Annotated in this window: 18 protein-coding genes; 7 read left to right on the top strand and 11 right to left on the bottom strand. The window is 37.1% G+C overall.

Annotation, left to right across the window (positions count from 1 at the left end):
• Positions 1–4: 4 nt before the first annotated feature.
• The 7 genes from leuA to H4J66_RS16760 all read right to left on the bottom strand — a co-directional run bounded on the left by leuA (position 5) and on the right by H4J66_RS16760 (position 7,240).
• A complete protein-coding gene (leuA, locus tag H4J66_RS16790; RefSeq protein WP_070374596.1) occupies positions 5–1,570 on the bottom strand; it encodes a 2-isopropylmalate synthase in 1,566 nt (521 codons plus the stop codon).
• Between the two features lie 330 nt (positions 1,571–1,900).
• Positions 1,901–2,932 (bottom strand): CDP-glycerol glycerophosphotransferase family protein, encoded by a 1,032-nt coding sequence (locus H4J66_RS16785; RefSeq protein ID WP_182176109.1) that lies wholly within the window; start codon positions 2,930–2,932, stop codon positions 1,901–1,903.
• A gap of 9 nt (positions 2,933–2,941) precedes the next feature.
• Complete coding sequence (locus H4J66_RS16780) at positions 2,942–3,544, bottom strand: SDR family oxidoreductase (protein ID WP_182176108.1); 603 nt, start codon at positions 3,542–3,544, stop codon at positions 2,942–2,944.
• Entirely contained in the window at positions 3,544–3,990 is a 447-nt protein-coding gene (locus H4J66_RS16775) for an adenylyltransferase/cytidyltransferase family protein (protein WP_182176107.1), read from the bottom strand. Before H4J66_RS16775 ends, H4J66_RS16780 begins: the two co-directional genes overlap by 1 nt.
• Positions 3,991–4,059: 69 nt before the next feature.
• A complete protein-coding gene (locus tag H4J66_RS16770; protein ID WP_182176106.1) occupies positions 4,060–5,130 on the bottom strand; it encodes a CDP-glycerol glycerophosphotransferase family protein in 1,071 nt (356 codons plus the stop codon).
• A gap of 3 nt (positions 5,131–5,133) precedes the next feature.
• Positions 5,134–6,573, bottom strand: coding sequence for a capsule assembly Wzi family protein (locus H4J66_RS16765; RefSeq protein WP_182176105.1), 1,440 nt, complete (start codon positions 6,571–6,573; stop codon positions 5,134–5,136).
• A 67-nt stretch (positions 6,574–6,640) separates the two neighbouring features.
• A complete protein-coding gene (locus H4J66_RS16760; RefSeq protein WP_070374591.1) occupies positions 6,641–7,240 on the bottom strand; it encodes a TIGR04211 family SH3 domain-containing protein in 600 nt (199 codons plus the stop codon).
• Between the two features lie 327 nt (positions 7,241–7,567).
• Here H4J66_RS16760 and H4J66_RS16755 point away from each other — a divergent pair, with 327 nt between their 5' ends.
• A complete protein-coding gene (locus H4J66_RS16755) occupies positions 7,568–9,064 on the top strand; it encodes a CYTH domain-containing protein (RefSeq protein ID WP_182176104.1) in 1,497 nt (498 codons plus the stop codon).
• A gap of 67 nt (positions 9,065–9,131) precedes the next feature.
• Positions 9,132–10,022 (top strand): L,D-transpeptidase family protein, encoded by an 891-nt coding sequence (locus tag H4J66_RS16750; RefSeq protein WP_182176103.1) that lies wholly within the window; start codon positions 9,132–9,134, stop codon positions 10,020–10,022.
• Between the two features lie 1,368 nt (positions 10,023–11,390).
• Here the strand turns inward: H4J66_RS16750 and serA are convergent.
• The 4 genes from serA to H4J66_RS16730 all read right to left on the bottom strand — a co-directional run bounded on the left by serA (position 11,391) and on the right by H4J66_RS16730 (position 15,694).
• Positions 11,391–12,620, bottom strand: a complete 1,230-nt coding sequence (gene serA, locus H4J66_RS16745) for a phosphoglycerate dehydrogenase (RefSeq protein ID WP_182176102.1) — start codon at positions 12,618–12,620, stop codon at positions 11,391–11,393.
• Between the two features lie 106 nt (positions 12,621–12,726).
• Positions 12,727–13,383, bottom strand: coding sequence for a ribose-5-phosphate isomerase RpiA (gene rpiA, locus H4J66_RS16740; RefSeq protein WP_182176101.1), 657 nt, complete (start codon positions 13,381–13,383; stop codon positions 12,727–12,729).
• A gap of 51 nt (positions 13,384–13,434) precedes the next feature.
• Positions 13,435–14,037 (bottom strand): 5-formyltetrahydrofolate cyclo-ligase, encoded by a 603-nt coding sequence (locus H4J66_RS16735; protein WP_182176100.1) that lies wholly within the window; start codon positions 14,035–14,037, stop codon positions 13,435–13,437.
• A gap of 124 nt (positions 14,038–14,161) precedes the next feature.
• Entirely contained in the window at positions 14,162–15,694 is a 1,533-nt protein-coding gene (locus H4J66_RS16730) for a peptide MFS transporter (RefSeq protein WP_182176099.1), read from the bottom strand.
• A gap of 437 nt (positions 15,695–16,131) precedes the next feature.
• On the opposite strand from H4J66_RS16730, the gene H4J66_RS16725 reads away from it, so the two are divergent.
• The 5 genes from H4J66_RS16725 to H4J66_RS16705 all read left to right on the top strand — a co-directional run bounded on the left by H4J66_RS16725 (position 16,132) and on the right by H4J66_RS16705 (position 22,673).
• The gene (locus H4J66_RS16725; protein ID WP_182176098.1) at positions 16,132–18,831 is read left to right on the top strand and encodes an SLBB domain-containing protein; all 2,700 of its coding nucleotides are present in this window, start codon (positions 16,132–16,134) and stop codon (positions 18,829–18,831) included.
• Between the two features lie 44 nt (positions 18,832–18,875).
• Positions 18,876–20,156 (top strand): Vi polysaccharide biosynthesis UDP-N-acetylglucosamine C-6 dehydrogenase TviB, encoded by a 1,281-nt coding sequence (gene tviB / locus H4J66_RS16720; protein ID WP_220463338.1) that lies wholly within the window; start codon positions 18,876–18,878, stop codon positions 20,154–20,156.
• 218 nt (positions 20,157–20,374) lie between these two features.
• Positions 20,375–21,400, top strand: coding sequence for an NAD-dependent epimerase/dehydratase family protein (locus tag H4J66_RS16715; protein WP_182176097.1), 1,026 nt, complete (start codon positions 20,375–20,377; stop codon positions 21,398–21,400).
• Positions 21,401–22,081: 681 nt separating this feature from the next.
• Complete coding sequence (locus H4J66_RS16710) at positions 22,082–22,375, top strand: hypothetical protein (protein WP_182176096.1); 294 nt, start codon at positions 22,082–22,084, stop codon at positions 22,373–22,375.
• Positions 22,376–22,388: 13 nt separating this feature from the next.
• The gene (locus tag H4J66_RS16705) at positions 22,389–22,673 is read left to right on the top strand and encodes a GIY-YIG nuclease family protein (protein WP_182176095.1); all 285 of its coding nucleotides are present in this window, start codon (positions 22,389–22,391) and stop codon (positions 22,671–22,673) included.
• Positions 22,674–23,081 lie beyond the last annotated feature (408 nt).

Below are 23,081 nucleotides of genomic sequence, written 5' to 3'. Positions count from 1 at the left end.
TTTACTATAATGAAGCTTGAACGTCGTTTTTTAGTTCGCTTTTTATTTCATTAATGGTAATAGCGCGATGAATACTATTCAGTGCGTGTATCAAGGCTTTTGCTGAAGCGTCGATAACATCGGTCGCTAAGCCGTAGCCATGAAATTTTCTATCTTGCCAGGTAACCACTAAATCAGCTTTACCTAAACCGTCTTCACCTTCACCTTTATTTGATATTTTGTAATCAGCGACCTCAAAGTCAATATCAACCGCTTTTTTAATCGCTCTATATAATGAGTCAACCGGGCCATTACCCGTTTCAGAAACAATATGGCTTTCTTTGCCAGCTAATAATTTAATACTTGACGTGGAAAACTCTCCGCCGCCACACTGCACGTTTAATGTTTCTAGATGATAAAATTCTTGCTCTTCACCTTGTTGTTGAATATTAAAGTGCAATGCTTCTAAATCATCATCAAAGACTTGACCTTTTTTATCGGCTAACGCCAAAAAGTCACTGTATAACTCTTCTAAGTCAAACTCAGCTTCGGTATAACCTAAACTTGCCATGCGGTGCTTAATAACGTGACGACCACTGCGTGAGGTTAAGTTTAATTTTGTTTTACTGATGCCGACACTTTCTGGGGTCATGATCTCATAAGTATTACTGGCTTTTAACATGCCGTCTTGGTGTATACCTGACGAATGACTAAAAGCGTTACCGCCAACAATCGCTTTGTTTAATTGCACGGGCATATTACATAATTCGCTGACTAACTTTGAAGTACGAGCAATTTCTTGATGGTTAATATTGGTGTGTACATTTAAGAAGTCATGGCGGGTTTTCATGATCATCGCGACTTCTTCTAATGAACAATTACCGGCGCGTTCACCAATACCATTAATGGTACATTCAATTTGTCTAGCGCCTGCTTGTACCGCAGTCATTGAGTTTGCAACGGCTAAACCTAAATCGTTATGGCAATGCACCGAAATTACCGCTTGGTCAATATTAGGTACACGATTAAATAATTGGGTAATAATGCCGCCAAATTCATTGGGTAAGGTATAGCCAACCGTATCAGGAATATTAATGGTGGTGGCACCGGCTTTTATGGCGTTTTCAACCATGCGACATAAATTGTCGATAGGGGTACGGCCAGCATCTTCACAAGAAAACTCGACATCATCAGTAAATTTTCGGGCAAATTTAATGGCATGGATTGCCATTGCTTCAACATCGGCAAAATCTTTCTTCAATTTTTGTTGAACATGAACATCTGACGTTGAAATAAACGTATGAATACGGAATTGGTCAGCGACTTTTAACGCATCGGCACAGGCTTGAATATCACCTTCAACAGCTCGAGCTAAAGCACAAACTCGGGAATTTTTAATCGTGCGGGCAATTTGTTGCACTGACTTAAAATCGCCTGGCGAAGAAACAGGGAAGCCAACTTCCATTACATCTACCCCTAAGCGTTCAATAGCTAGCGCAATTTGTAACTTTTCATGCACTGAAAGGCTTGCATTTAGTGCCTGCTCTCCGTCACGTAAGGTGGTGTCGAAAATAATGACCTTGCTGTCCATGTTTATTCCTTAATATTTATTGTGCTTAGGGTATTGGCTACTTACATAAAATGCGGGTATAAAAAAACCCGCGGTAATGTGCGCGGGTTTTAATGTTTATCTTTAATTTACAACAATAAAAAACCTATCCGCGCATTGATAATGTGAGGAGGAGGTTAATGCGAATAATGTCTTTTATGGTGATGGTCGTTGTCATTAAAGTCGTCTTATTAAGTTAGTTTAGCTCGCTAGAGCAAACAGTCATCTATTAATAGCGTATTTACTCAAATAATGTCAATTAATTATTAATATTTAAAAAGTATAATGATGGCGCTAATGAATATAAGGCGTTCAAAACTTCCAATAATTAAGGATTTTGCGTTGCTTTAAGTTTCTGATGATATTGCGCGGTAGTGTTTTTATTGCCTGTTTGCCATTGAGTGTAATATCTTCTACAGCCTCTAATATCCGAGATGACGACTTACCATCGCGATAAGGATGCAACTCCTGGGCATAACGATTTATCGCCAATATAAGTGCTTCTGAAGGCGATAATGCAACAGTTAATGCGTGGGGTAATTCTTTGGCATCGGTAAAGTTAATTAAGTAATCACCCGGTTGGCTATTATTGAACGCGATAACTGGCTTACCTAGTAAAGCAAACTCCCCGATAACTGATGAAGTATCCGACACCATAATATCAGCCGACTGCAATAAACTATTTATATTTGACGATGTTATTATTTTCAGGTTTTCTGAAGAGAGTTGAGCATAAAGCTCTAACCACTTTGTATCCATTTTTGGGTGAAACTTAATCAGCCAATTATATTTTTTATCATGCACTAAAGCGGTAATTTCTTCATATAAAAAAGGTGCGCAAGTCAACGTGGGTGAAAAAGTGGGCGCAAAGAGGATTGTTGGCCGGTTATTACTAAAATATTGCTCTTTGGGGGTATTAAATAAATTATCTAATTTTGGCCAGCCTGTTTCTTTAACATCGAAAAACTTATGTTGGTTAGCTAATTCATTAAAGTGATTGGTGGTCGCTGCCCCATGAGTGCAATAGAGATCAAAGCAGTCTCTAATAACAAAGTGACCTTTCTTCTTCCACTCTAAACCATGGAAAACTTGTACTTTAATACCGGGAATAAATCGTGGGATGATATTACCCGGCACAAAGCTAGCGACAGGGTTAAAACTAATCACATCAGCAACACTGTTAAGCACCACTTCATCGGCAGCAAAGTTACTCAGATTAACATCACTACCGGCAACAAACCACGCAACTTGGCTGCCTTGGCTTAGTATTTCTTGCTGTAAAGGTCGCAAAATTTCAAAAGAATAATTTTGTGAGATATAGAAAAGGTATTTAGATGCTTTCATTGATATAAATTAACTCGGATTTAAGATGAACTCACCTTTACGGACAAACAAAATATCACCTGATGTGTATTTTTCATCAATGATATCTAATACATGTTTTGAAAGATCTTCGCATGTTAAAACATTGTCGTTGGGTAAGTCGAATTTGTCTCTGAATTTTGTCATTATTGCTCCAGGACACAAACAATAAGAATTAAAACCATCTTTAGCTAAACATTTAGATAGGGTAACAACACCTGCTTTTGAAGCACAATAAGATGACCAATCAGGGTAGGCATTAAACGCAGCCGTTGATGATATATTAATGATAACTGTATCAGGGTTTTTGGTTAATGCCGCTTTAGCGGTAAGGTAAGTGCCAATTAAATTGACTTGAATATCATTAATCCAAAGATGTGTGTCGCTCTCTAATATTCTTTTTGGATGGATTGTGCCAGCATTGTTTATAACAATATCAAATGAATGGCTCTTAAAATAATCGTTGACGCTCAACTCATTACTTATATCTAATTCAGTTCTACTTGGTGTAGAGATTTTGAAGGCATTTTTGAACTGTTGATAAAAGCTTTGTGCCCAGTCACCCGCACCACCGGTAATTAATATAGATTTCATTACGCTTTCACGTCTGGATTGATATGTTTGTCGGCATTTGTTATTAATTCTTTATATTGATCAACAATTTGAGCTTTTAAATTTGAACTACTGACACCGGAGCCATAGGGGAAATAGAATACTTTAACTCCAAGATCTCTGAGGTAGTCATATTTTCCTTTCCAGTCATCACCGATAACAAATATATCAATGTTAAGATCTTTTACTCTGTCAGTATGTTCTAAAGATCTTTGTGGGATAACGACATCAGGGTATTTTAAGGCACTAACAATTGCTATGCGTTCTTCAAAAGGTATTGCGGGAGGGTTTTTGTAGCTGCATACTAATTCATCAGTACTCACGCCTACAATTAGTGTGTCGCCCAAACCTGCCCCATATTCAATCATTTTCAGATGATTGCGATGAAACAAGTCGAAAGTACCAGAAACGTAAACTACAGAACTCATATTATTAACCTAACTTAGTAAAAAAATATTATATAGCTTTACATGTACAACCTACAGAGTAAATGTTTATTAATCAGTATGATTTATCAAATAATCCGCAATTCGCTTACTACAATTACCATCAACTTTACCAATAAGAAGTTCAGTTAATTCAAGCCTCTGCATTTCTTTTAATTGAGGGCTCTTGAGTTGAATTTTAACTTGCTGAACTAATTGCTCAGTATTGATTACTTGTTGGGCAACTTTTGCAAAGTATTTCAAATCATCATCAAGACGATTATTTAAACGCCACTTGAATATACCTCTGTAGCTCCAACGCACTTTAAAAAAATCACACCAAATAGCGGGTTTATTAAGCGCAGTAAATTCAAACAAAGTAGAAGATGTATCGCTGATTAACAAGCTTGCGGTATTCATAAAAGGGATAATACAGGCTTCCTCTACAGAAGAGATATATACGTTATTGTACTGAGACCAAGATTCAAAAATCGTTTGATGATTCTTGTATTTCTCTTTAATTAAGGAAAAATAATGAGGTTTAATTATAAGGTTATATTCTTCTAAAAGTTCAGGAAAATTATGAGGTAAACATTCAATACTACTTGGGTAATAGGTCGGTGCATATAATATCGTTTCTTTTTCTGGATCTAAACCTAACTGTTTTAAGTCTAAACTAGAAGATTCGTTATTAATGATAGGGTCTAATTTTGCATAACCCGTATCAATAAAGCTTTTAGAGGGAAATCGTTCTTTTAAACGATTCAATCGGTGTTTCCCTTCGACAAATCGATGCTGAATGTCACAATCTGACCAATCATAATAACATGACTTTGGACCAACCCCGTGATTCATCATAGCTGTTTTAGAACATTGATGAACATTTTCTAGATGATGAAACGCATTACCAAAAATTATCCAGTCAGGTTTTTTATTGGAATAAAATTCTTTTGCTTCATTTGAATTATTTACAAGGGTGTAGTTTAATTTTTCATTTTCAACATAATTTATTAATATATCTTGCAGCTGTTTTTGATTGTATAAAATAAAGTGGCAAGACACTGAATTTTTTTCAAGTACATCTTTTACCGGTAAATATTGTGGTAAATAATACAGGTGTTGAATATCAAAAAAAACATTCATAAATTACCAGTTATAACCTAAAGTCGCACGGTAGAAAGACTCTCCATAAATATCACTACCAGCTGTTAACGAATAATTAATAAATCCATTTTTATATACTTGTTTTAAACTTAATTCTATCTCTTGGGCTCTAGAGTACTTATCTTGCGTCGAAGAATCTATAGTAGCGGTTCGAAATAGTGTTTGTAAATGATACTGGGGCGCAAAGTCCCAGTTTAGTCGAATTACCGAAGCATTCCCGGCTGAACCATCTCTCAACTCTTTGGTATTACCCCACCAATGCCCCATTACAACTTTATCATTACGGTAACCTTCATCGTAAATATGGTGAACATACCATGCAGTATGAAATTTAGAGTGCTCAGCATACAATGAAAAATCCTTGTTAATATAGGGAAAGAATAACCCGTAAGTTTGACTTATGTTACCTAACTGAGTGTTCTTGTGTTCTTTGGTATCCTCACCAGCATATTCCATATAAAAGGTAAAAGGGAAACCTTGATAAGACAAGTCAAATTTATTGGTTAACGAAGCAATTTGATTACCCACTTCTTCATCAGAATTGGCACAACTTGTTAAACCTGATCCACAGTTATCTGAGTTAACGGGGTCAATAATCGCATTCCAAATATCACTTAGGCCAGTGCTTCTTTCGCCACCACCAAATTGAAAGGTTCTATTAGCTCCTATCGTCCACCAGCTAAAGGGTTGAAAACTCATATGCATAGTCATTAATAATGGTTTTCCTGATGATGTAGAACCCTTATATTTTATATCCTGCATTTCCTCTAACTGTCCTAATGAAAATTCGTATTTAACATGCCAAGAGGTAATAGGTTTTACATTACTCATGGTAATAGAAAAAGTTGGGGCAGCGTTAGTAGACAGTAATGATGCACTTTCTTGTGAGGGAGATAGCCAATGTTCGCGGTAGCCAATATCAAATTGAGCATATTCATAACCCAATGAAAAGTAGCTGTTATGGGGAATAATATTCTTACCATCGACGATGGTTCCCCCTAAATTTGCGATGGCATATTGATTGAACTGATAAAATCCAGCAGCACTTGCTTGGGCCGTGCTGTCCATGGCAACACCACGATTATTAGCTATGGTGAAGTTTTTATTGTTAGATGTTGAAAGCGTGGTTGATAAATGAGTGATCGCACTCTGCTTTTTATAACGTTTTATGTAAGCAGAAACTCTATAAAAAAGCTCAGGATGAGAATCTTTAATTTTATTTAGATAATCTACAACCGTGACAATATGGTAGGGTTTACTCAACATTGGCATTCGAGAAATTGTCGCTAAACGCGCGATTTCAAGTTCAATAAGAGCATCAGTTTTTAACGGTAAGTAAGGGCTAACACCATCGGCATTAGCCTGTTTTGTATAGAATAGTATAAATAAAGCGATAAAAAATAAGTATTTAGTTTTGTGCACAAAAAAAGCCATCATGTAATCTAAAAATCGCAGTGATTATACGCGAGTTTTTCTAACATAATAGGGGTTACTTCCAATTATCCATTGAGCCTTTGCGGCGAGAAGTTAATCTTGGCAGAATTAAACCTAAAAGTAAGCCAATAACTAATACTATAGCGCCATTATAAAACCATTCTTTTTTGATATTGGTATCTTGGTCTTTTAACTTGGCTCGTATCGTTATCAGCGTTTTATTAAGCTGGCTTATTTCGTTGTTAAGTTGGGCTTTTTCACTGCTAAGGTTTTGAATAGTATTTCTACTTTGGGAAAGTTCCTCTGACATACTGTCAGTATTGCTGCTGGTATTGGCTAATTTTTCATTAAGCTCGGCAATAACAAAACGTAAACCGGGTTTTAATGATAGGTACTTACTTTCAACCCAGACATTTCTATTTTTATCATCAATGATTTCAGAGTAATCATTTTCATTTTTACCGGTTACTTTCACTTCAGTGCCCGAATTTATACTGCCTAGAATTCGATAATTATTACCCGCTCCTGAATGCATATAAATAAATAAATCGTCTGAAATATAGCCAGAAGGAAGGTTGGTTGGGCTGTCTTCTGCAAAAAGAGGGGAAGATGAACTGAGAACTAAACCAACCAATAAAGCTTTTATTATTTTCATGAAACTACCATTAACCTTTATAAAATTATGCATAGCAAAATACTAGGGGTTTGGCGGATTGATAGCAAGTTAAGTTTACGAACATTAAGGTTTTATTGATAAAATAAATAAGTGTTCTCAATATTTTGTAAACAAGATATTACATAGCTAATTCATTATGATAGTTTTTACTAAAAGTTTATTAGGGCATCAGCAGCGAGTTAAATTTTTGTATATTGCTATATTATATGAAAGAAACTTATGGGAATTGGCATTCACTATTTGTTTTCATATGTTGCTGTTGTAAACTCAGTACGTTGACATAATAAAACAAATTATTGGAAGAATATGGTTACCGAAATTGAGCTTAAGTATTTTGTTACAAGTGATAATACTCAAGAAAAAATCACCCAGTTATTCACCACAAAACAGCTGTCATTTAGCTGTGAAACAAAGCAATTATCGAACTGCTATTACGATACAACTCATTTAGATTTTCGCCGTCATGATATGGGGCTAAGAATTAGAGGTTGTGACGGAAAGTTAGAGCAAACCATAAAAACAGCTGGGGTGGTAATTGCAGGTTTACATCAGCGACCAGAGTATAACGTTAATATTGTTAATAACTTCCCTGAACTTTCCTTGTTCCCAAATGAAATTTGGCAGTCAACCCAAAAAGTAGAGCAGTTACAAGAATCATTAATCCCCCTTTTTTCAACGGACTTCACCCGTATTATTTGGTTAGTTACTTTGTCGTCGGGTACCGTGGTAGAAGTTGCCTTCGATCAAGGCGATATTAGTAGCGATGGTCGCAGTATTAAAATTTGTGAACTCGAACTAGAACTTGTCAGTGGCATAACTTCAGATTTACTGTTGCTTGCCAACTTATTATTTTCTGTACTGCTTGTTAGGCCAAGTAGCCAAAGTAAAGCGGCTCGTGGCTATGGTTTATGGAAAAACATCCCCGTTAATTATAAAAAAAATATTACAGATATTCTTCCCATTGACCGTAGTCACTCTATTTCTAATGCCTTTTCTACCGGTATCAATTATTGCCTAGTTAACCTACATGATCATATTGAATACTATATAACGTCGCCAAGCTTAGTCGAGTTAGAAAAAATAACAGAAACTTTATCGTTAATTCGCCACGGTTTTTGGCTATTTGCAGACTATCTACCCGAAGAAGCCGTAAAAATTCGTGATGACATAAGCTATTTTGTGCACTTACTCTCGTGGGTTGATAATGCCGTTAACCTACAAGAACTTACTAATAAAACGGGTAATTATAGACGCAAGTTAAACTACAGCGAACAATTGGTAGAACAACTAAGAATGGAGAAACGTCGTCTTCCAACGAGTGAAAATGTTATCGAATTATTGCATGGCCAGCGTTTTAATACCCTGCAGGCTCATTTGTTAGAAATGCTATTAACTGAAGATACACAGTTTAGTGACTCGTTGTTACCTTTTGCGCAGCAAAGTTTAACGAAAAGTATGGCGGTGTTATTTGCTGATAGCACGCCATCGCAGTCGCTGAGCAGTGAGCAATACTTATCACAAGCAAAACTGTTAAACCGAAGTTTACTGACAGGCACTTGGTTTGGTTTATTGTTTGGTGAAGAAGAACGTAAACAATACAGGGCACCTTGGTTGGACATTCAGCAAGGGATCAGTGAATTACAAACATTGTGGATTATTCACCAGCAACTACAAACGTTAGATGAAAAACCTAAAAAACTCGTTTTATGGCAAGGAAGCAAAGTCGAAGGGTTACTCATTGCGTTAGACAGTTCTAGAAATATGGCATTATTAACAAAACCTTACTGGTTAGATGAGTCATAGCTGTTTATCGGTTCGAATAGAAAAGATTTTAGATAATGTTGAAGATAATTCGTAGGGTTATAAATTAATGAAGTGGGTTGTTAAATTAAGTTTATTGTTAAGTAGTTTTATTACCTGTGTAAGTATGGCGAGTGTCTATAATCTCCCTGCCGCCAATTCAAGGTTATTGGGCGAGGATACGATCCATAAAGCAGTAAAAGGCGATTACTTTCAAGCTTTAGCTGAAAATTATAACGTAGGCTTTTTTGCATTGCTGGCCGCCAACCCCGGTGTTGATCCTTTTTTATTGGCTCTAGATGATAATATTGTTATTCCTAAGCAGATGCTTCTACCTTTTGGTAAGCGTGAAGGTATTGTCATTAATCTAGCTGAGTTACGCTTGTACTACTACCCGAAAGGAGAGAAATTAGTTTACGTTTTCCCTGTGGGTATTGGTAGAGAAGGACTAGAAACACCGCATTTAACCAGTACTATTGGCGACAAACGTAAAAACCCAAGTTGGCGTCCAACAGCAGAGATGCGCGCGCGTTATTTTGCCGAACATGGTAAAGAGATGGTAAGAGAAGTCCCCGCAGGACCCAATAATCCCTTTGGTAAATATGCATTACGTATTGGCACAAGTGAATACCTAATTCATGGCTCCAATAAGCGCTTTGGTATCGGTATGCGAGCAAGCTCTGGCTGTATTCGTATGTATGATGATGACATCGAATGGTTATATAATAATATTCCCGTAGGCACACCTATTCGCATATTCGAACAGCCCATTAAAATGTCTTATGAACAGGATGGCAAAAAGATAGAAGTACATCGTCCATTAACACCTGATGATGGCGCCGAAGTTGAATTAGCGATGACAAAAGCAGTAAAACATTTTATCGGCAATGATGCTCAAATGTTAAAAAAAGTGAGTTCACTACTAGCTAATCCTGAAGGTGTAGTCATATCATTAAATTGAGCTAAAGGATATTGTAAATGGGCATGAAATCAAACGCTGTTAGGATGAACTCAAACTTCGTTAGGATGAACGTAAGCTCCGTTAGGATGAATTCAAGCTCCGTCAGTATGAACAAAACTCCGTCATCCTGAACTTGTTTCAGGATCTCGTCCCTAACAACTCAAAGCCCAGATACTGAAATAAATTCAGCATGACGAGAATGGATACTGAAATAAATTCAGCATGACGGGAGGGGAAACAGAAAGAAGTTTAGTGTGAACCCAAACACCACCAGAATGAACGCAAACTCTATCAGAATGAAGCCAACCGCCGTCATCCTGAACTCGTTTCAGGATCTCGTCCCTAACAACCCAAAGCCCAGATACTGAAATAAATTCAGCATGACGAGAATGGAAGCTGAAATAAATTCAGCATGACGGGAATGGAAGCTGAAATAAGTTCAGCATTAAAGCAACACCCATCAGAATGAAGCCAACCGCCGTCATCCTGAACTCGTTTCAGGATCTCGTCCTTAACAACCCAAACCCCAGATACTGAAATAAATTCAGCATGACGGGAGTGGAACAGAAATAAATGCAGTATGATGGGAGTGGAAACTGAAACAAGTTCAGTATGAACCCAACTTCCGTCAGCATGAACCCAACCGCCGAGATCCTGAACTCGTTTCAGGATCTCGTCCTTGACAACCCAAAGCCCAGATACTGAAATAAATTCAGCATGACGGGAGTGGATACTGAGATAAATTCAGCATCAACGCATCACCCATCAGCATGAACGCAACCGTCGTCATCCTGAACTTGTTTCAGGATCTCGTCCTTAACAACCCAAAGCCCAGATACTGAAATAAATTCAGCAAGACGAGAATGGATACTGAAACAAGTTTAGTTTGAACCCAATCTACCATTAGCATGAACTCACCCCCCCGTCAGCATGAACCCAACCGCCGTCATCCTGAACTTGTTTCAGGATCTCGTCCTTAACAACCCAATGCCCAGATACTGAAATAAATTCAGCATGACGGGAGTGGATACTAAAATATATTCAGCATGATGGGAGTGGATACTAAAATATATTCAGCATGATGGGAGTGGATACTAAAATAAATTCAGTATGATGAGAATGGATACTGAAATAAATTCAGCATTACGGGAATGAATACTGAAATAAATGCAGTATGACGAAAGTAAATAACTACAAAAGATCTGAGTTTTTTAAATTCAGTATGACTACAAGTTCGTTCATTTCAGTATTATCAGGCTGTAATAGGTTTTTTTACACGGTCAAATGATGGATTGTTAATGTGGCAATAAAAAAAACGAGACTTATTAAGTCTCGTTTATTATTGTTTACGCTAAATACTTAGAAAAACTAATGAAGAATACGTACGCGTATTGTGCCGTCAATTTGTTTTAATTCACGTAATGCTAGTACACTATCTTGTGCTTCAATATCAATAACTACATAACCAATTTGATCGTCTGTTTGTAAGTACTGTGCTGCAATATTAATATTGTGCTTAGCAAATGCTTGGTTAATTTGGGTTAACACGCCCGGTTGATTGCGGTGTATATGTAATAAACGGCTTGTTCCCGTATGACCAGGCAAAGAAACTTCAGGGAAGTTTACTGCCGAAAGTGTTGAACCGTTGTCAGAGTATTTTGCCATTTTACTGGCAACTTCTAAGCCGATATTAGATTGGGCTTCTTTAGTACTACCACCAATATGTGGCGTCAAAATAACGTTGTCGAATGCACGTAGTGGTGAAATAAACTCTTCATCATTACCTTTGGGTTCAACAGGGAAAACATCGATTGCTGCGCCAGCGACTTTTTTACTTTTAAGCGCTTCAGCTAATGCGTCAATATCAACAACAGTACCACGAGAAGCATTGATAAAAATAACACCGTCTTTCATGATTGCAAATTCTTTTGCTGCCATCATGTTTTGCGTTTGAACCGTTTCAGGCACATGCAAACTAACTACATCAGCTTCTTTTAATAAAGCTTTTAAACTAGGTGCTTGGCTCGCATTACCTAAGGAAAGTTTAGTTTCGATATCATAAAAGCGAACACGCATACCTAACGTTTCAGCTAAAATACCTAACTGTGTACCAATATGGCCGTAACCAATAATACCTAAGGTTTTGCCACGAGCTTCTACCGAGCCAGCTGCAGATTTATGCCATTCACCGCGATGAGCTTTAGCACTTTTTTCAGGAATACCACGTAATAATAATAAAGTTTCACCTAATACAAGTTCGGCAACCGAGCGTGTATTTGAAAACGGGGCATTAAATACTGGAATGCCACGTTTTTGTGCCGCTTTAATTTCAACTTGGTTAGTACCAATACAGAAACAACCAATAGCCGCGAGTTTTTTAGCATGGCTTAGTACATGGTCAGTTAACTGAGTACGAGAACGAATACCAATAAAGTGAACATTAGCAATTTTTTTGATCAAATCTTCTTCAGCAAGCGATGTACTAATACATTCAATATTGCTGTAGCCTTTCATTTTTAACTCTTCAACAGCGCTCGGGTGGACACCTTCAAGTAATAAAATTTTAATTTTTTCTTTTGCTAATGAATTATTGCTCATTTTCTAATATCTCATGTGGGACTATAGTGGTCATTGCCTTAAAAAATATAAAGCATTTAGATGGCTAGATATCTAAACTAGCATATAGTGTATAAACTCTAAAGATTTATTTTACCAGTTTTGCGCCATCTTGAGTGCCTAAAATTAAAACATCAGCGCCACGTAGTGCAAACAAACCATTAGTAACAACACCTACAATGGCATTAATATCATTTTCAAGTTTTTTGGGATCAAGTATCTCTAAGTTATGTACATCGAGAATTACACAACCGTTATCGGTAATTACACCCTGACGATAAACGGGATCGCCACCTAACTTAACTAATTCACGAGCCACATAGCTTCGTGCCATCGGAATAACTTCTACCGGTAGTGGAAATTTACCTAGCACTTTTACTTGCTTACTTTCATCGGCAATACAGACAAATGTTTTTGCTACGGCCGCGACAATTTTCTCTCGGGTTAGTGCAGCACCACCACCTTTTATCATCGACAGATATTCAGTAATTTCATCGGCGCCATCAACATAAACATCAATGCTACCGACATTATTTAATTCAAACACTTCGATACCATGGGCTTTCAATCTTTGAGTCGACGCTTCAGAGCTAGAAACTGCACCTTCAATGTCGTCTTTGATTGTTGCTAGGGCGTCAATAAAGTGATTAACAGTAGACCCGGTGCCTACGCCAACGATGGTATCGTTTTTAATAAATTCGAGTGCTTTAAAGGCTGCTGCCTTCTTCATTTCATCTTGTGTCATGTGAATCCTAATTAGCGAGGAGAAGTTAGGTAGAAGTATATCAGCAGATGATTAAATATCGAAGTTATAGCTGGTGGTAGGAGTGATAATTTTAGGCAGTGGAATATCCCAACTTTCAAAGGGAATAGTGTTAACTTTTTGGCAATCGTGAGCTAAGCCAACTGGTAAGGGTTTAGCGTGTTTGTTTTGTTGATATTGATCATGCCAAGCCGAAAGTGTTCGGTCATAAAAGCCACCACCCATGCCTAAGCGATTACCATATGGGTCAAAGGCGACTAAGGGAGTAAAAATAATATCAAGCTGAGCGACCGTTATTATATCTTGAACGTTAAGCTTAGGTTCTAAAATACCATATTTATTTTTGACGAGAATAGACGTCTCAGTATATTTTAAAAAGAGTAAATTATTCTTACTAAAAGGATGTATTACCGGTAAATATACGGTGATGCTATTTTGCCAGCACCAATCAATAAAAGGCTGAGTATTTAACTCGCCATCATTGGCTAAATAAATAGCGATGTGTTTAACGCCTTTGACTACTTTTTCTTTAATGAGTCTCTTCGATAATAAAAGTGATTGTTCTGCTTGCTGGTCAGCGTTTAATAAACTGCGTTGATAGCGAATTTCTTGGCGAAGAACATCTCTTGTTTTCATGATATTTAACCCCTTATAAAATAAGTCTAACGACAACAAGTAAGTTACAGTAAAAATTAGCTATAAAAAAGCCAACAATAAATGTTGGCTTTTCAAAATCACTTTAACGATGACTAACAGTTAATTAAGCGTTAGTTGTTGCCGTTGAACCATTTGCGTTAGTTGTAGATACTTCTGAATCATCAGGCAAATTTTCCCAAAATCTAGATTTGAAACCAACCAGTAAAATAATGATACCAATACCAATACTGAATAAGCTCACTTGGAGATAAAGTGAAGGAATTTGTGCAACGTTATTTGGATCATAGTTACCCGCTAACAAACCAGAAATAATATTACCAATTGAATAGGTTAATACAAAAACACCCATCATTTGTCCAGCGAAACGCTTAGGAGATAATTTACTTACGGCACTTAATGCTACAGGGCTTAAACAAAGCTCACCAACTGTATGTAGGAAGTAAGTTGCTACTAACCAATAAGGGGCAACTTTCATTCCTGAAGCAGCGTATTGTGCAGCAAAAAACATCACGATAAAACCACTGGCCATAATAATTAAACCAAAAGCACATTTTATACCGTAAGAAGGGCTGACCATTCTTTTACCTAAGTTAATCCATAGAGCAGCAAAAAAAGGTGAGAGTAAAACGATAAAGAACGAGTTAGTCATTTGGAACCAACCCGTAGGTATTTCAAATGATCCCACTATACGGTCAGTATAATCACGCGCAAATAAGTTGAGTGAAGAACCGGCTTGTTCAAAGCCAGACCAAAAACAAGCTGAAGCAATACAAATAAGTAATAACGCCCAAAGCTTTTTCTTCTCATTAGGTGTTATTGAGCTACCAAAATAAATAACTGCGTAATAAATAACAAATATTAGAGAAAATGCTACAGCAACATATTGGGCAACAGTGACAGGTTTAATGGTTAACATGCCCTGAAATACAGCAACCGTTACCAGTGCAATAACCGCTAAAACGACACCAATAACTGTCCAGCTTGTTTTTTGTGCTTTAACTGATAATGGATATACCGGCTTTTCTCCTATACCGTTAAGCTTAGGGGTAGTCATTTTGTATTGAATTAAACCTAATGCCATACCAATGGCTGCAGCGCCAAACGCCCAATGCCAACCAACATTTTCCATTAAGTAGCCACAAACTGCATAGCCAATAACTGAACCTAAATTGATGCCCATATAATAAATGGCATAACCACTATCACGGCGAACATCTTCATCTGAGTATAATTGACCTACCATAGCGCCAATATTCGGCTTTAATAAACCCGTACCTAAAATGACGACAATTAAACCAATAAAAAAGGTGGTGTCATTAGGAATAGCTAAGATAATATGGCCAATCATAATAATGATGGCGCCGTACCAAACTGCTTTTTGACCACCAATTAATCTGTCAGCTATCCAACCGCCAGGTAAGCCCATAAAATAGACACTACCGGTATATAAACCATATATAGCCGCTGCAGAAGCGACGGTTAAACCTAAGCCTCCTTCTTGTAAAGTAGCGGTCATAAATAATACAAGTAGCATACGCATGCCGTAATAACTCATGCGCTCCCACATTTCTGTAACAAACAGCGTTTGTAACCCTGCCGGATGGCCAAAAAAAGAACCTGAATCAGGTTTGCTCATAAAAAATTCCTCTAAGATAAGTGTAAATTACAGATAAATATTATTATTTTAATTCGCTAAAAACATTTTAAAATATTGAAATAAGTTCTTTGCGCTGTAATTATTGTCAAATTTATTTGCGAAAGTCAGCGTGTGTTATACCTGTGCTTGCCATGAAAGGCAATAGTTTGGCATCGAGATTTGATTAAGCAGATGTAATGTTTTAGTTACTTTTGATACTTTTAGAAAGAAAAATAATAAACAGACTCTCCAAAATTAATTATTTGACGTCATAAAAAGGTAAGCAAGTTACTTTATTCAATAGCTTGTTACTGATAAACTCCAAAGGTTAATTTTAGAACTTATTTAGTCGATATATTTGGCCATTATTAATTTTTATGGTTTATAAGTATTGAGCTAATGTTATACCTCGCATTTATAGGAAATTTATTGCCCCAATGATGAACATTACTCGCTATCTGATAGCAACCTTTTTACTTTTTGCGCTTTCTTTAAATTTACATGCCCAGCAAGTGTCTGCTCAGCAAATTGAACAATTTAAAAAGTTACCTAAATCTCAACAACAAGCATTAGCCAAAAGTATGGGCGTCGATTTAAATGCTATTGAGGCTCAGTTATCAGGAAGTAATACACAAAGCTCTCCTATTAATACACAGGTAATGCCACGCGATATAAATAGCCGGAACAATAAAAACCTTAAAGACAAAGACGCCGAAGAAACAGAGAAAGCTGAAGCGATTTTTAAGACCTTGCCACGGTTTGGTTTAGATGTATTTGCAAATTCGCCAACAACATTCTCTCCGGTTATGGATATTGCTATTCCAGAAGGGTATATCTTAGGTACGGGAGATTCAGTTTCAATACAGGTGTTTGGTAAAGAAAACCGTGAAATGCAATTAACAGTGACACGTGAAGGTGAGTTGGTTTTTCCTAATCTTGGCCCCATTAGCGTTGCAGGATTAACATTTTCAGAATTAAAGACTTTTGTTGTTAATAAAATTCAACAAAAAATTATTGGTGTTAATGTGGTGGTTAGCTTAGCCGAATTACGCTCTATGCGAATATTTGTTTTAGGTGAAGCTTATAAACCCGGCCCCTATACGTTAAGTTCATTATCTTCAGTTACCCATGCCATTTTTGCTGCAGGTGGTGTCAGTGATATTGGCTCATTAAGAAATATTCAAGTAAAACGTTCAGGGAAGCTAATTCAACAAGTCGATTTATATGACTTATTAATTGAAGGTGATTCATCAAGTGATATTTTGTTGCAATCAGGTGATGTCGTTTTTATTCCCCCTCAAGGCAAGTCTGTGTCAATTGCCGGTGAAGTAAGACGTCCTGCTATTTATGAATTGAGCCAATCAGACGACTTTTCTAATGTCATTAAAATGGCTGGCGGACTTTTACCTGCGGCTTACCCAAAATCTACCATCGTAGAGCGTTATAACAAAAGCGATTTACGCAGTATCCTAAGTATTGATTTATCTGATAAAGCCCAAAAAGCTGAAAAAGTTCAAGCGGGCGATTTTATTAGAGTGTTAAAAAGCTCAGACTTATATGTCGATTCAATTACTTTAATAGGCGCTGTAGCGCGTCCAGGTAAATACCAGTTGCAACAAAATATGTTGCTATCCGATGTTATTACCAATGCTGACGCTCACCTATTACCTTACGCCGATTTAAATTACGGCATTGTCGTTAGAGAAATTGATAGTGCCCGTAATATAGAAATTTTACAGTTTAATTTAGCCAATGTTTTTGCTGATAAAAATTCTAAGAGCAATATCCAACTCAGCAGTAATGATAAAATTATCATCTTCTCGAAAGCCTTTAAATTCTCTGAAGAACAATTCTTATTAGACGAGCTCGCCTACACTCAAGAAGAGTTATTAGCGAAAGAAAGAAATTTAGCGATTGAAACGAGTAAGAAAAAAGAGTTTTGGGAAACCCATGAGCAAAATGATGTTATGGCTGAGACCAAAGATGAAAAAATTTATACCTCTATCAATAATATTAACAGTGGTGCAGAGCACGAAAATGTGACAATTCGAGAAATGGCATTGTTTTCTCGCCAACGTCTACTGGTGCCTATTGTTAACAAACTTCGATACCAAGCAGGATCTGGTGAAGCGGTAAAGTTAATTGAAATTGATGGTGAAGTTAAATTTCCAGGGGTTTATCCATTAGGGAAAGGGGCTCGGGTAATCGATTTGATTTTAGCTGCCGGCGGCGTTAAAGAGTCAGCTTATTTATCAAGAGCTGAGTTAACACGTAATGAAATGAGTGGTATTAACTCTGTAAAAATCTCTAAAAATATTCATTTAGTGAATGCCCTCAATAATTTCGATGAAGATAATATTCTGCTAAAAAGTAAAGATCGCCTTAACATTCACCGTATCCCATCATGGAGTGAAAATAATGTTATAGAGTTACGCGGCGAAGTCCTTTTTCCGGGTAAATATACAGTTCGTCGTGGAGACAGCTTATCAAGTATTATTCTTAAAGCGGGAGGATTAACCGCTTTTGCAGATCCCAATGGCTCTGTTTTTTCAAGAACAAAGTTAAAACAACTTGAAAGACAAAACTTAATGAAAGTAAGTGCCGACTTACGTATTGAAATGGCAACTAAGTCTTTATCAAGTAACAGCGGGGTAACTTCATATAGTGAAATTCAATCGTTATTAGCAGACCTCTCTAAGGTAGAACCGCTAGGGCGTTTAGTCATTAATTTACCGCAAGTTATTGCCAAAAATGATTATGATATTGCGATAGAGGGCGGCGATGTACTGTACATCCCAACTCAGAATCGTTCAATTAATGTTATGGGGCAAGTGCAAGTAAATAGCTCACACATGTTTGATTCAACAAGCAGTGTTGAAGATTATATAACGCAAAGCGGTGGCTTAAAAAAACGTGCTGATGATGAGAGAATTTATATTATTTCGTCAAACGGTAGTATCCAAATGTTTGAAGAAAGTAATTGGTTTAGCGGCGGTGCTGACTCAGCTTTAAAACCGGGTGATTCAATTGTTGTACCACTTGATTCAGAGTACATGAACAATTTAACCCTGTGGACAACAGCGACAACAATTATGTATAACACAGCGGTTGCCATAGCGGCAATTAGTGGACTTTAATACTTGTTTTTTAATAAGTTTAATAAATTAAAAATGGAATGATAATGATTAAAGATTTAAATGAAGTTAAATTAGCGATAATTGGATTAGGCTATGTTGGTTTACCTCTGGCTGTTGAATTTGGAAAAAAATATCCAACATTAGGCTTTGATATCAATAAGCCAAGAATAGCCGAGCTTCAAAGTGGCATCGATAGCACACTAGAAGTAAGTAGCGAAGAGCTTGCTGCGACTAAAGCATTATCATACTCATGTACTGTCGAAGATTTAAAGTCGTGTAATATATATATTGTTACTGTGCCAACACCCATTGATGAGCATAAACAACCTGACTTAACGCCGTTAATTAAAGCCAGCGAAATGCTGGGTAAAGTCATTAATAAAGGCGATATTGTTATTTATGAATCAACCGTTTATCCAGGTGCTACAGAAGAGTCATGTATCCCTGTTGTCGAGAAATTTTCGGGTTTAACCTTCAATAAAGATTTTTTTGCGGGATACTCCCCTGAACGAATTAATCCAGGCGATAAAGAACATCGGGTGATTAACATTTTAAAAGTTACCTCTGGATCAACGCCTGAAATTGCCGAATTTGTTGACCAGTTATACCGCTCCATCATCATTGCCGGTACACATAAAGCAAGCTCAATAAAAGTGGCAGAAGCGGCAAAGGTTATCGAAAACACCCAGCGTGATGTCAATATCGCATTAATTAATGAGTTATCAATCATTTTTAACAAACTGGGCATTGATACCTTAGAAGTCTTAGAAGCTGCAGGCACTAAATGGAACTTCTTACCATTCCGTCCTGGTTTGGTTGGCGGACACTGTATTGGTGTTGATCCTTACTACTTAACACATAAAGCACAATCTGTCGGATATCACCCTGAGATGATCTTAGCTGGTCGTCGTTTAAATGATGGTATGGGGGCATACGTCGTATCGCAACTTGTTAAGAAAATGCTGAAAAATCGAATTCAAGTTGAAGGGGCTAACGTATTAGTTATGGGCTTAACCTTTAAAGAAAACTGTCCAGATTTACGTAACACCAAAATTGTTGATATCGTTAGCGAGCTAAAAGAATACAACATAAATGTCGATATTACCGATCCTTGGTGCTCAACTGAAGCCGCCGAGCATGAATATGGTTTATCTATTACACAAACTCCAGAAGCGGATAGCTACGATGCAATAATTCTAGCTGTTTCTCATGATGAATTTAAAAAACTAGGTGCGGAAAATATTCGTAAACTAGGTAAAAAGAACCATGTACTTTACGATCTAAAATATTTACTTCCTAAAGATAGTGTTGATATGCGTTTGTAGTGTTAACTCTCTTTTCAAGAAAATACCATTATTGTTATTAGGCATTTACCACCCGATACTGAAATAAATTCAGCATCAGGTGGTATTACGCCAATACACTAAATATAGATATTGAAAGACAGTTTTCCATAAAAATGAGTTCCTACAACAAGGTAGGCAAGTTAAGCATCACTTCTCAGCATATCAAAACAAACCAATATATAAATTAAAGGAAAATTATGTCTCGCTATAACGAAATCAAATTACAGCTGCAAACAGCGCCTAAAAAATGGCTTGTTACCGGAGTAGCTGGATTCATTGGTTCAAACATCCTTGAAAAATTATTAAAGCTTGATCAAACGGTTACTGGGTTAGACAATTTTGCTACCGGACACCAGCACAATCTAGATGAAGTACAGTCAGAAGTTTCGGCTGAGCAATGGGCAAGATTTACCTTTATTAAAGGAGATATCCGAAATTTTGATGATTGTCAAAAAGCAGTTTCAGGCGTTGATTACATCCTTCACCAAGCGGCATTAGGCTCTGTACCACGTTCAATTGCCGATCCAATATTAACTAATTCTGCAAATATTACCGGTTTTGTTAATATGTTAACAGCCGCTAAAGAAGAAAAAGTAAGTACTTTTGTTTACGCTGCATCAAGCTCTACTTATGGCGATCACCCAGCATTACCTAAAGTAGAAGAAAACATAGGTAAACCATTATCACCTTATGCCGTAACAAAATATGTAAACGAGCTATATGCTGACGTGTTCAACAGAACCTATGGTTTGAACGCTACAGGGTTACGATACTTTAACGTTTTTGGTAAACGTCAAGACCCTGATGGCGCTTATGCAGCTGTAATTCCTAAATGGACAGCCGCTATGATCAACAATGAAGATTTATATATCAATGGAGATGGCGAAACTAGCCGAGATTTCTGTTTTGTTGAAAACGCAGTACAAGCAAACATATTAGCCGCCACCGCTGATGATGCAGGTAAAAATCAAGTTTACAACGTTGCTTTAGGCGACAGAACAAGCTTAAACACTTTATTTGATAGTTTAAAAATAGCATTAAAAGCGAACAGTGTGAATTATGATAAATCAGCAATTTATCAAGATTTCAGAGCAGGGGATGTTTTACATTCTCAAGCCGATATCTCTAAAGCTAAAAACTTATTAGGTTTTGAACCTGAATTCAAAATACAACAAGGCATAGATAAAGCGATGCCTTGGTATATTAATTTTTTAACAAAATAGATAATTTTTTAAAAAATACATAAGTAAAGTCCGATTGCATCGGACTTTACATTTTAAATGAAACTCCCGAACATAAACCAGATCGACCAATAAGAACAAGCCCTCAGCCACAACGCCAGTAAAACGTAATCCTAATTGCGTAGCCCGTCATCCTGAACTTGTTTCAGGATCTGTACTTACTTAACAAAGCCCAGATACTGAAATGAATTCAGCATGACGACAAATGTGTAAAGCGAGCACAGTAACCCTGAACAATCCCGTTACTCTTAAGAACCACCGTAACCCTTAAAAATCAGCGTCAGCCTGACATCCCCACCGTCATCCTGAACTCGTTTCAGGATCTGTACTTACTCTACAAAACCCAGATACTGAAATGAATTCAGCATGACGACAAAAGAACTACGTAATTCTGCGTGTATGTTCCGTTATCCAGACACAACCACTGTCAGCCAGACACCACTACCGTCATCCTGATTGTGTAACCCGTCATATTGAACACGACACCGTCATCCTGAACACGACACCGTCATCCTGAACTCGTTTCAGGATCTGAACTTAGAACCCAAAAAACACAAATACCAAAAGAGTATTTTTAATTTTATATGAGAAACCTGACAAAACAATAAAGCTCAACTACAATATTAATGACATGTGAAAATAATGTTAACAAAAGGAGTTGGTATGAATACATTAGTTTATATTTATATATTACAGTCGGTGGATGGTAGCTACCACACTGGCTGCTGTGATGAACTTGGCATTGTGTTAGCGAAATACGATAAATATAACCAACTTCTTTTAGGTACTGAAATAAAGCCCCCAGTCAAACTTGTCCACCAGCAGAAATTTAAAACTGAACAAGAAGCAAGATTGATAGAAAATGAAATTAGAAGGTGGTCTAAAAAACAAAAACAATTTCTTATTAACAATGATTGGCCTGAAATATCTAAATTAGCGAAAAAATTTATTTACTAACCGGGTCGTCAATATGAAACAGCCTCATATTTATATAATGACAAATATAAAAAACACGACACTATACATAGGTGTAACAAGTCAGTTAGTTCAAAGGGTCTATCAACATAAATCTAAACTGACATTAGGCTTCACCAATAAATATAACCTGAATAAATTAGTATATTTTGAGTCATTTGAAACGATGTACGATGCGATAACAAGAGAAAAGCAACTTAAAAACTGGCGAAGGGCCTGGAAGAAAAATTTAATAGAACAAATGAACCCGAATTGGCTAGATCTGAGCAAAGATTTATAAGCCACACAACCCCCGTCATCCTGAACTCGTTTCAGGATCTGCACTTATTCAACAAACCCCAGATACTGAAATAAATTCAGCGTGACGACAAAAGGGCAACGTAACTCTACGTATGAAGCCCGTCAATCAGACCCAGCCACCATCAGCCTGACACCATAAGCCAGAACCCACCACCGTCATCCTGAACTCGTTTCAGGATCTGTACTTACTCAACAAACCCCAGATACTGAAATAAATTCAGCATGACGACAAAAAGGGCAACGTAACTCTACGTATGAAGCCCGTCAATTAGACCCCACCACCGTCATCCTGAACTCGTTTCAGGATCTGTACTTACTCAACAAACCCCAGATACTGAAATGAATTCAGCATGACGACAGAAGGGCAACGTAACTCTAAGTATGTACC

The organism is Colwellia sp. MB3u-55, from assembly GCF_014076785.1.
GTDB lineage: Bacteria > Pseudomonadota > Gammaproteobacteria > Enterobacterales > Alteromonadaceae > Colwellia_A.
The sequence above is the reverse complement of the archived record's forward strand: the minus strand, read 5'-3'. Positions and strand labels throughout refer to the sequence as shown.

Bases quoted from the DNA above. Each gene is read 5' to 3' on its own strand.
- H4J66_RS16725 (WP_182176098.1), top strand. From the start codon at position 16,132: ATGATGAACATTACTCGCTATCTGATAGCAACCTTTTTACTTTTTGCG.
- rpiA (WP_182176101.1), bottom strand. From the start codon at position 13,383: ATGACACAAGATGAAATGAAGAAGGCAGCAGCCTTTAAAGCACTCGAA.
- leuA (WP_070374596.1), bottom strand. From the start codon at position 1,570: ATGGACAGCAAGGTCATTATTTTCGACACCACCTTACGTGACGGAGAG.
- H4J66_RS16755 (WP_182176104.1), top strand. From the start codon at position 7,568: ATGGTTACCGAAATTGAGCTTAAGTATTTTGTTACAAGTGATAATACT.
- H4J66_RS16710 (WP_182176096.1), top strand. From the start codon at position 22,082: ATGAATACATTAGTTTATATTTATATATTACAGTCGGTGGATGGTAGC.
- H4J66_RS16785 (WP_182176109.1), bottom strand. From the start codon at position 2,932: ATGAAAGCATCTAAATACCTTTTCTATATCTCACAAAATTATTCTTTT.
- H4J66_RS16780 (WP_182176108.1), bottom strand. From the start codon at position 3,544: ATGAAATCTATATTAATTACCGGTGGTGCGGGTGACTGGGCACAAAGC.
- H4J66_RS16735 (WP_182176100.1), bottom strand. From the start codon at position 14,037: ATGAAAACAAGAGATGTTCTTCGCCAAGAAATTCGCTATCAACGCAGT.
- H4J66_RS16715 (WP_182176097.1), top strand. From the start codon at position 20,375: ATGTCTCGCTATAACGAAATCAAATTACAGCTGCAAACAGCGCCTAAA.
- H4J66_RS16775 (WP_182176107.1), bottom strand. From the start codon at position 3,990: ATGAGTTCTGTAGTTTACGTTTCTGGTACTTTCGACTTGTTTCATCGC.
- tviB (WP_220463338.1), top strand. From the start codon at position 18,876: ATGATTAAAGATTTAAATGAAGTTAAATTAGCGATAATTGGATTAGGC.
- H4J66_RS16750 (WP_182176103.1), top strand. From the start codon at position 9,132: ATGAAGTGGGTTGTTAAATTAAGTTTATTGTTAAGTAGTTTTATTACC.
- H4J66_RS16760 (WP_070374591.1), bottom strand. From the start codon at position 7,240: ATGAAAATAATAAAAGCTTTATTGGTTGGTTTAGTTCTCAGTTCATCT.
- serA (WP_182176102.1), bottom strand. From the start codon at position 12,620: ATGAGCAATAATTCATTAGCAAAAGAAAAAATTAAAATTTTATTACTT.
- H4J66_RS16705 (WP_182176095.1), top strand. From the start codon at position 22,389: ATGAAACAGCCTCATATTTATATAATGACAAATATAAAAAACACGACA.
- H4J66_RS16730 (WP_182176099.1), bottom strand. From the start codon at position 15,694: ATGAGCAAACCTGATTCAGGTTCTTTTTTTGGCCATCCGGCAGGGTTA.
- H4J66_RS16770 (WP_182176106.1), bottom strand. From the start codon at position 5,130: ATGAATGTTTTTTTTGATATTCAACACCTGTATTATTTACCACAATAT.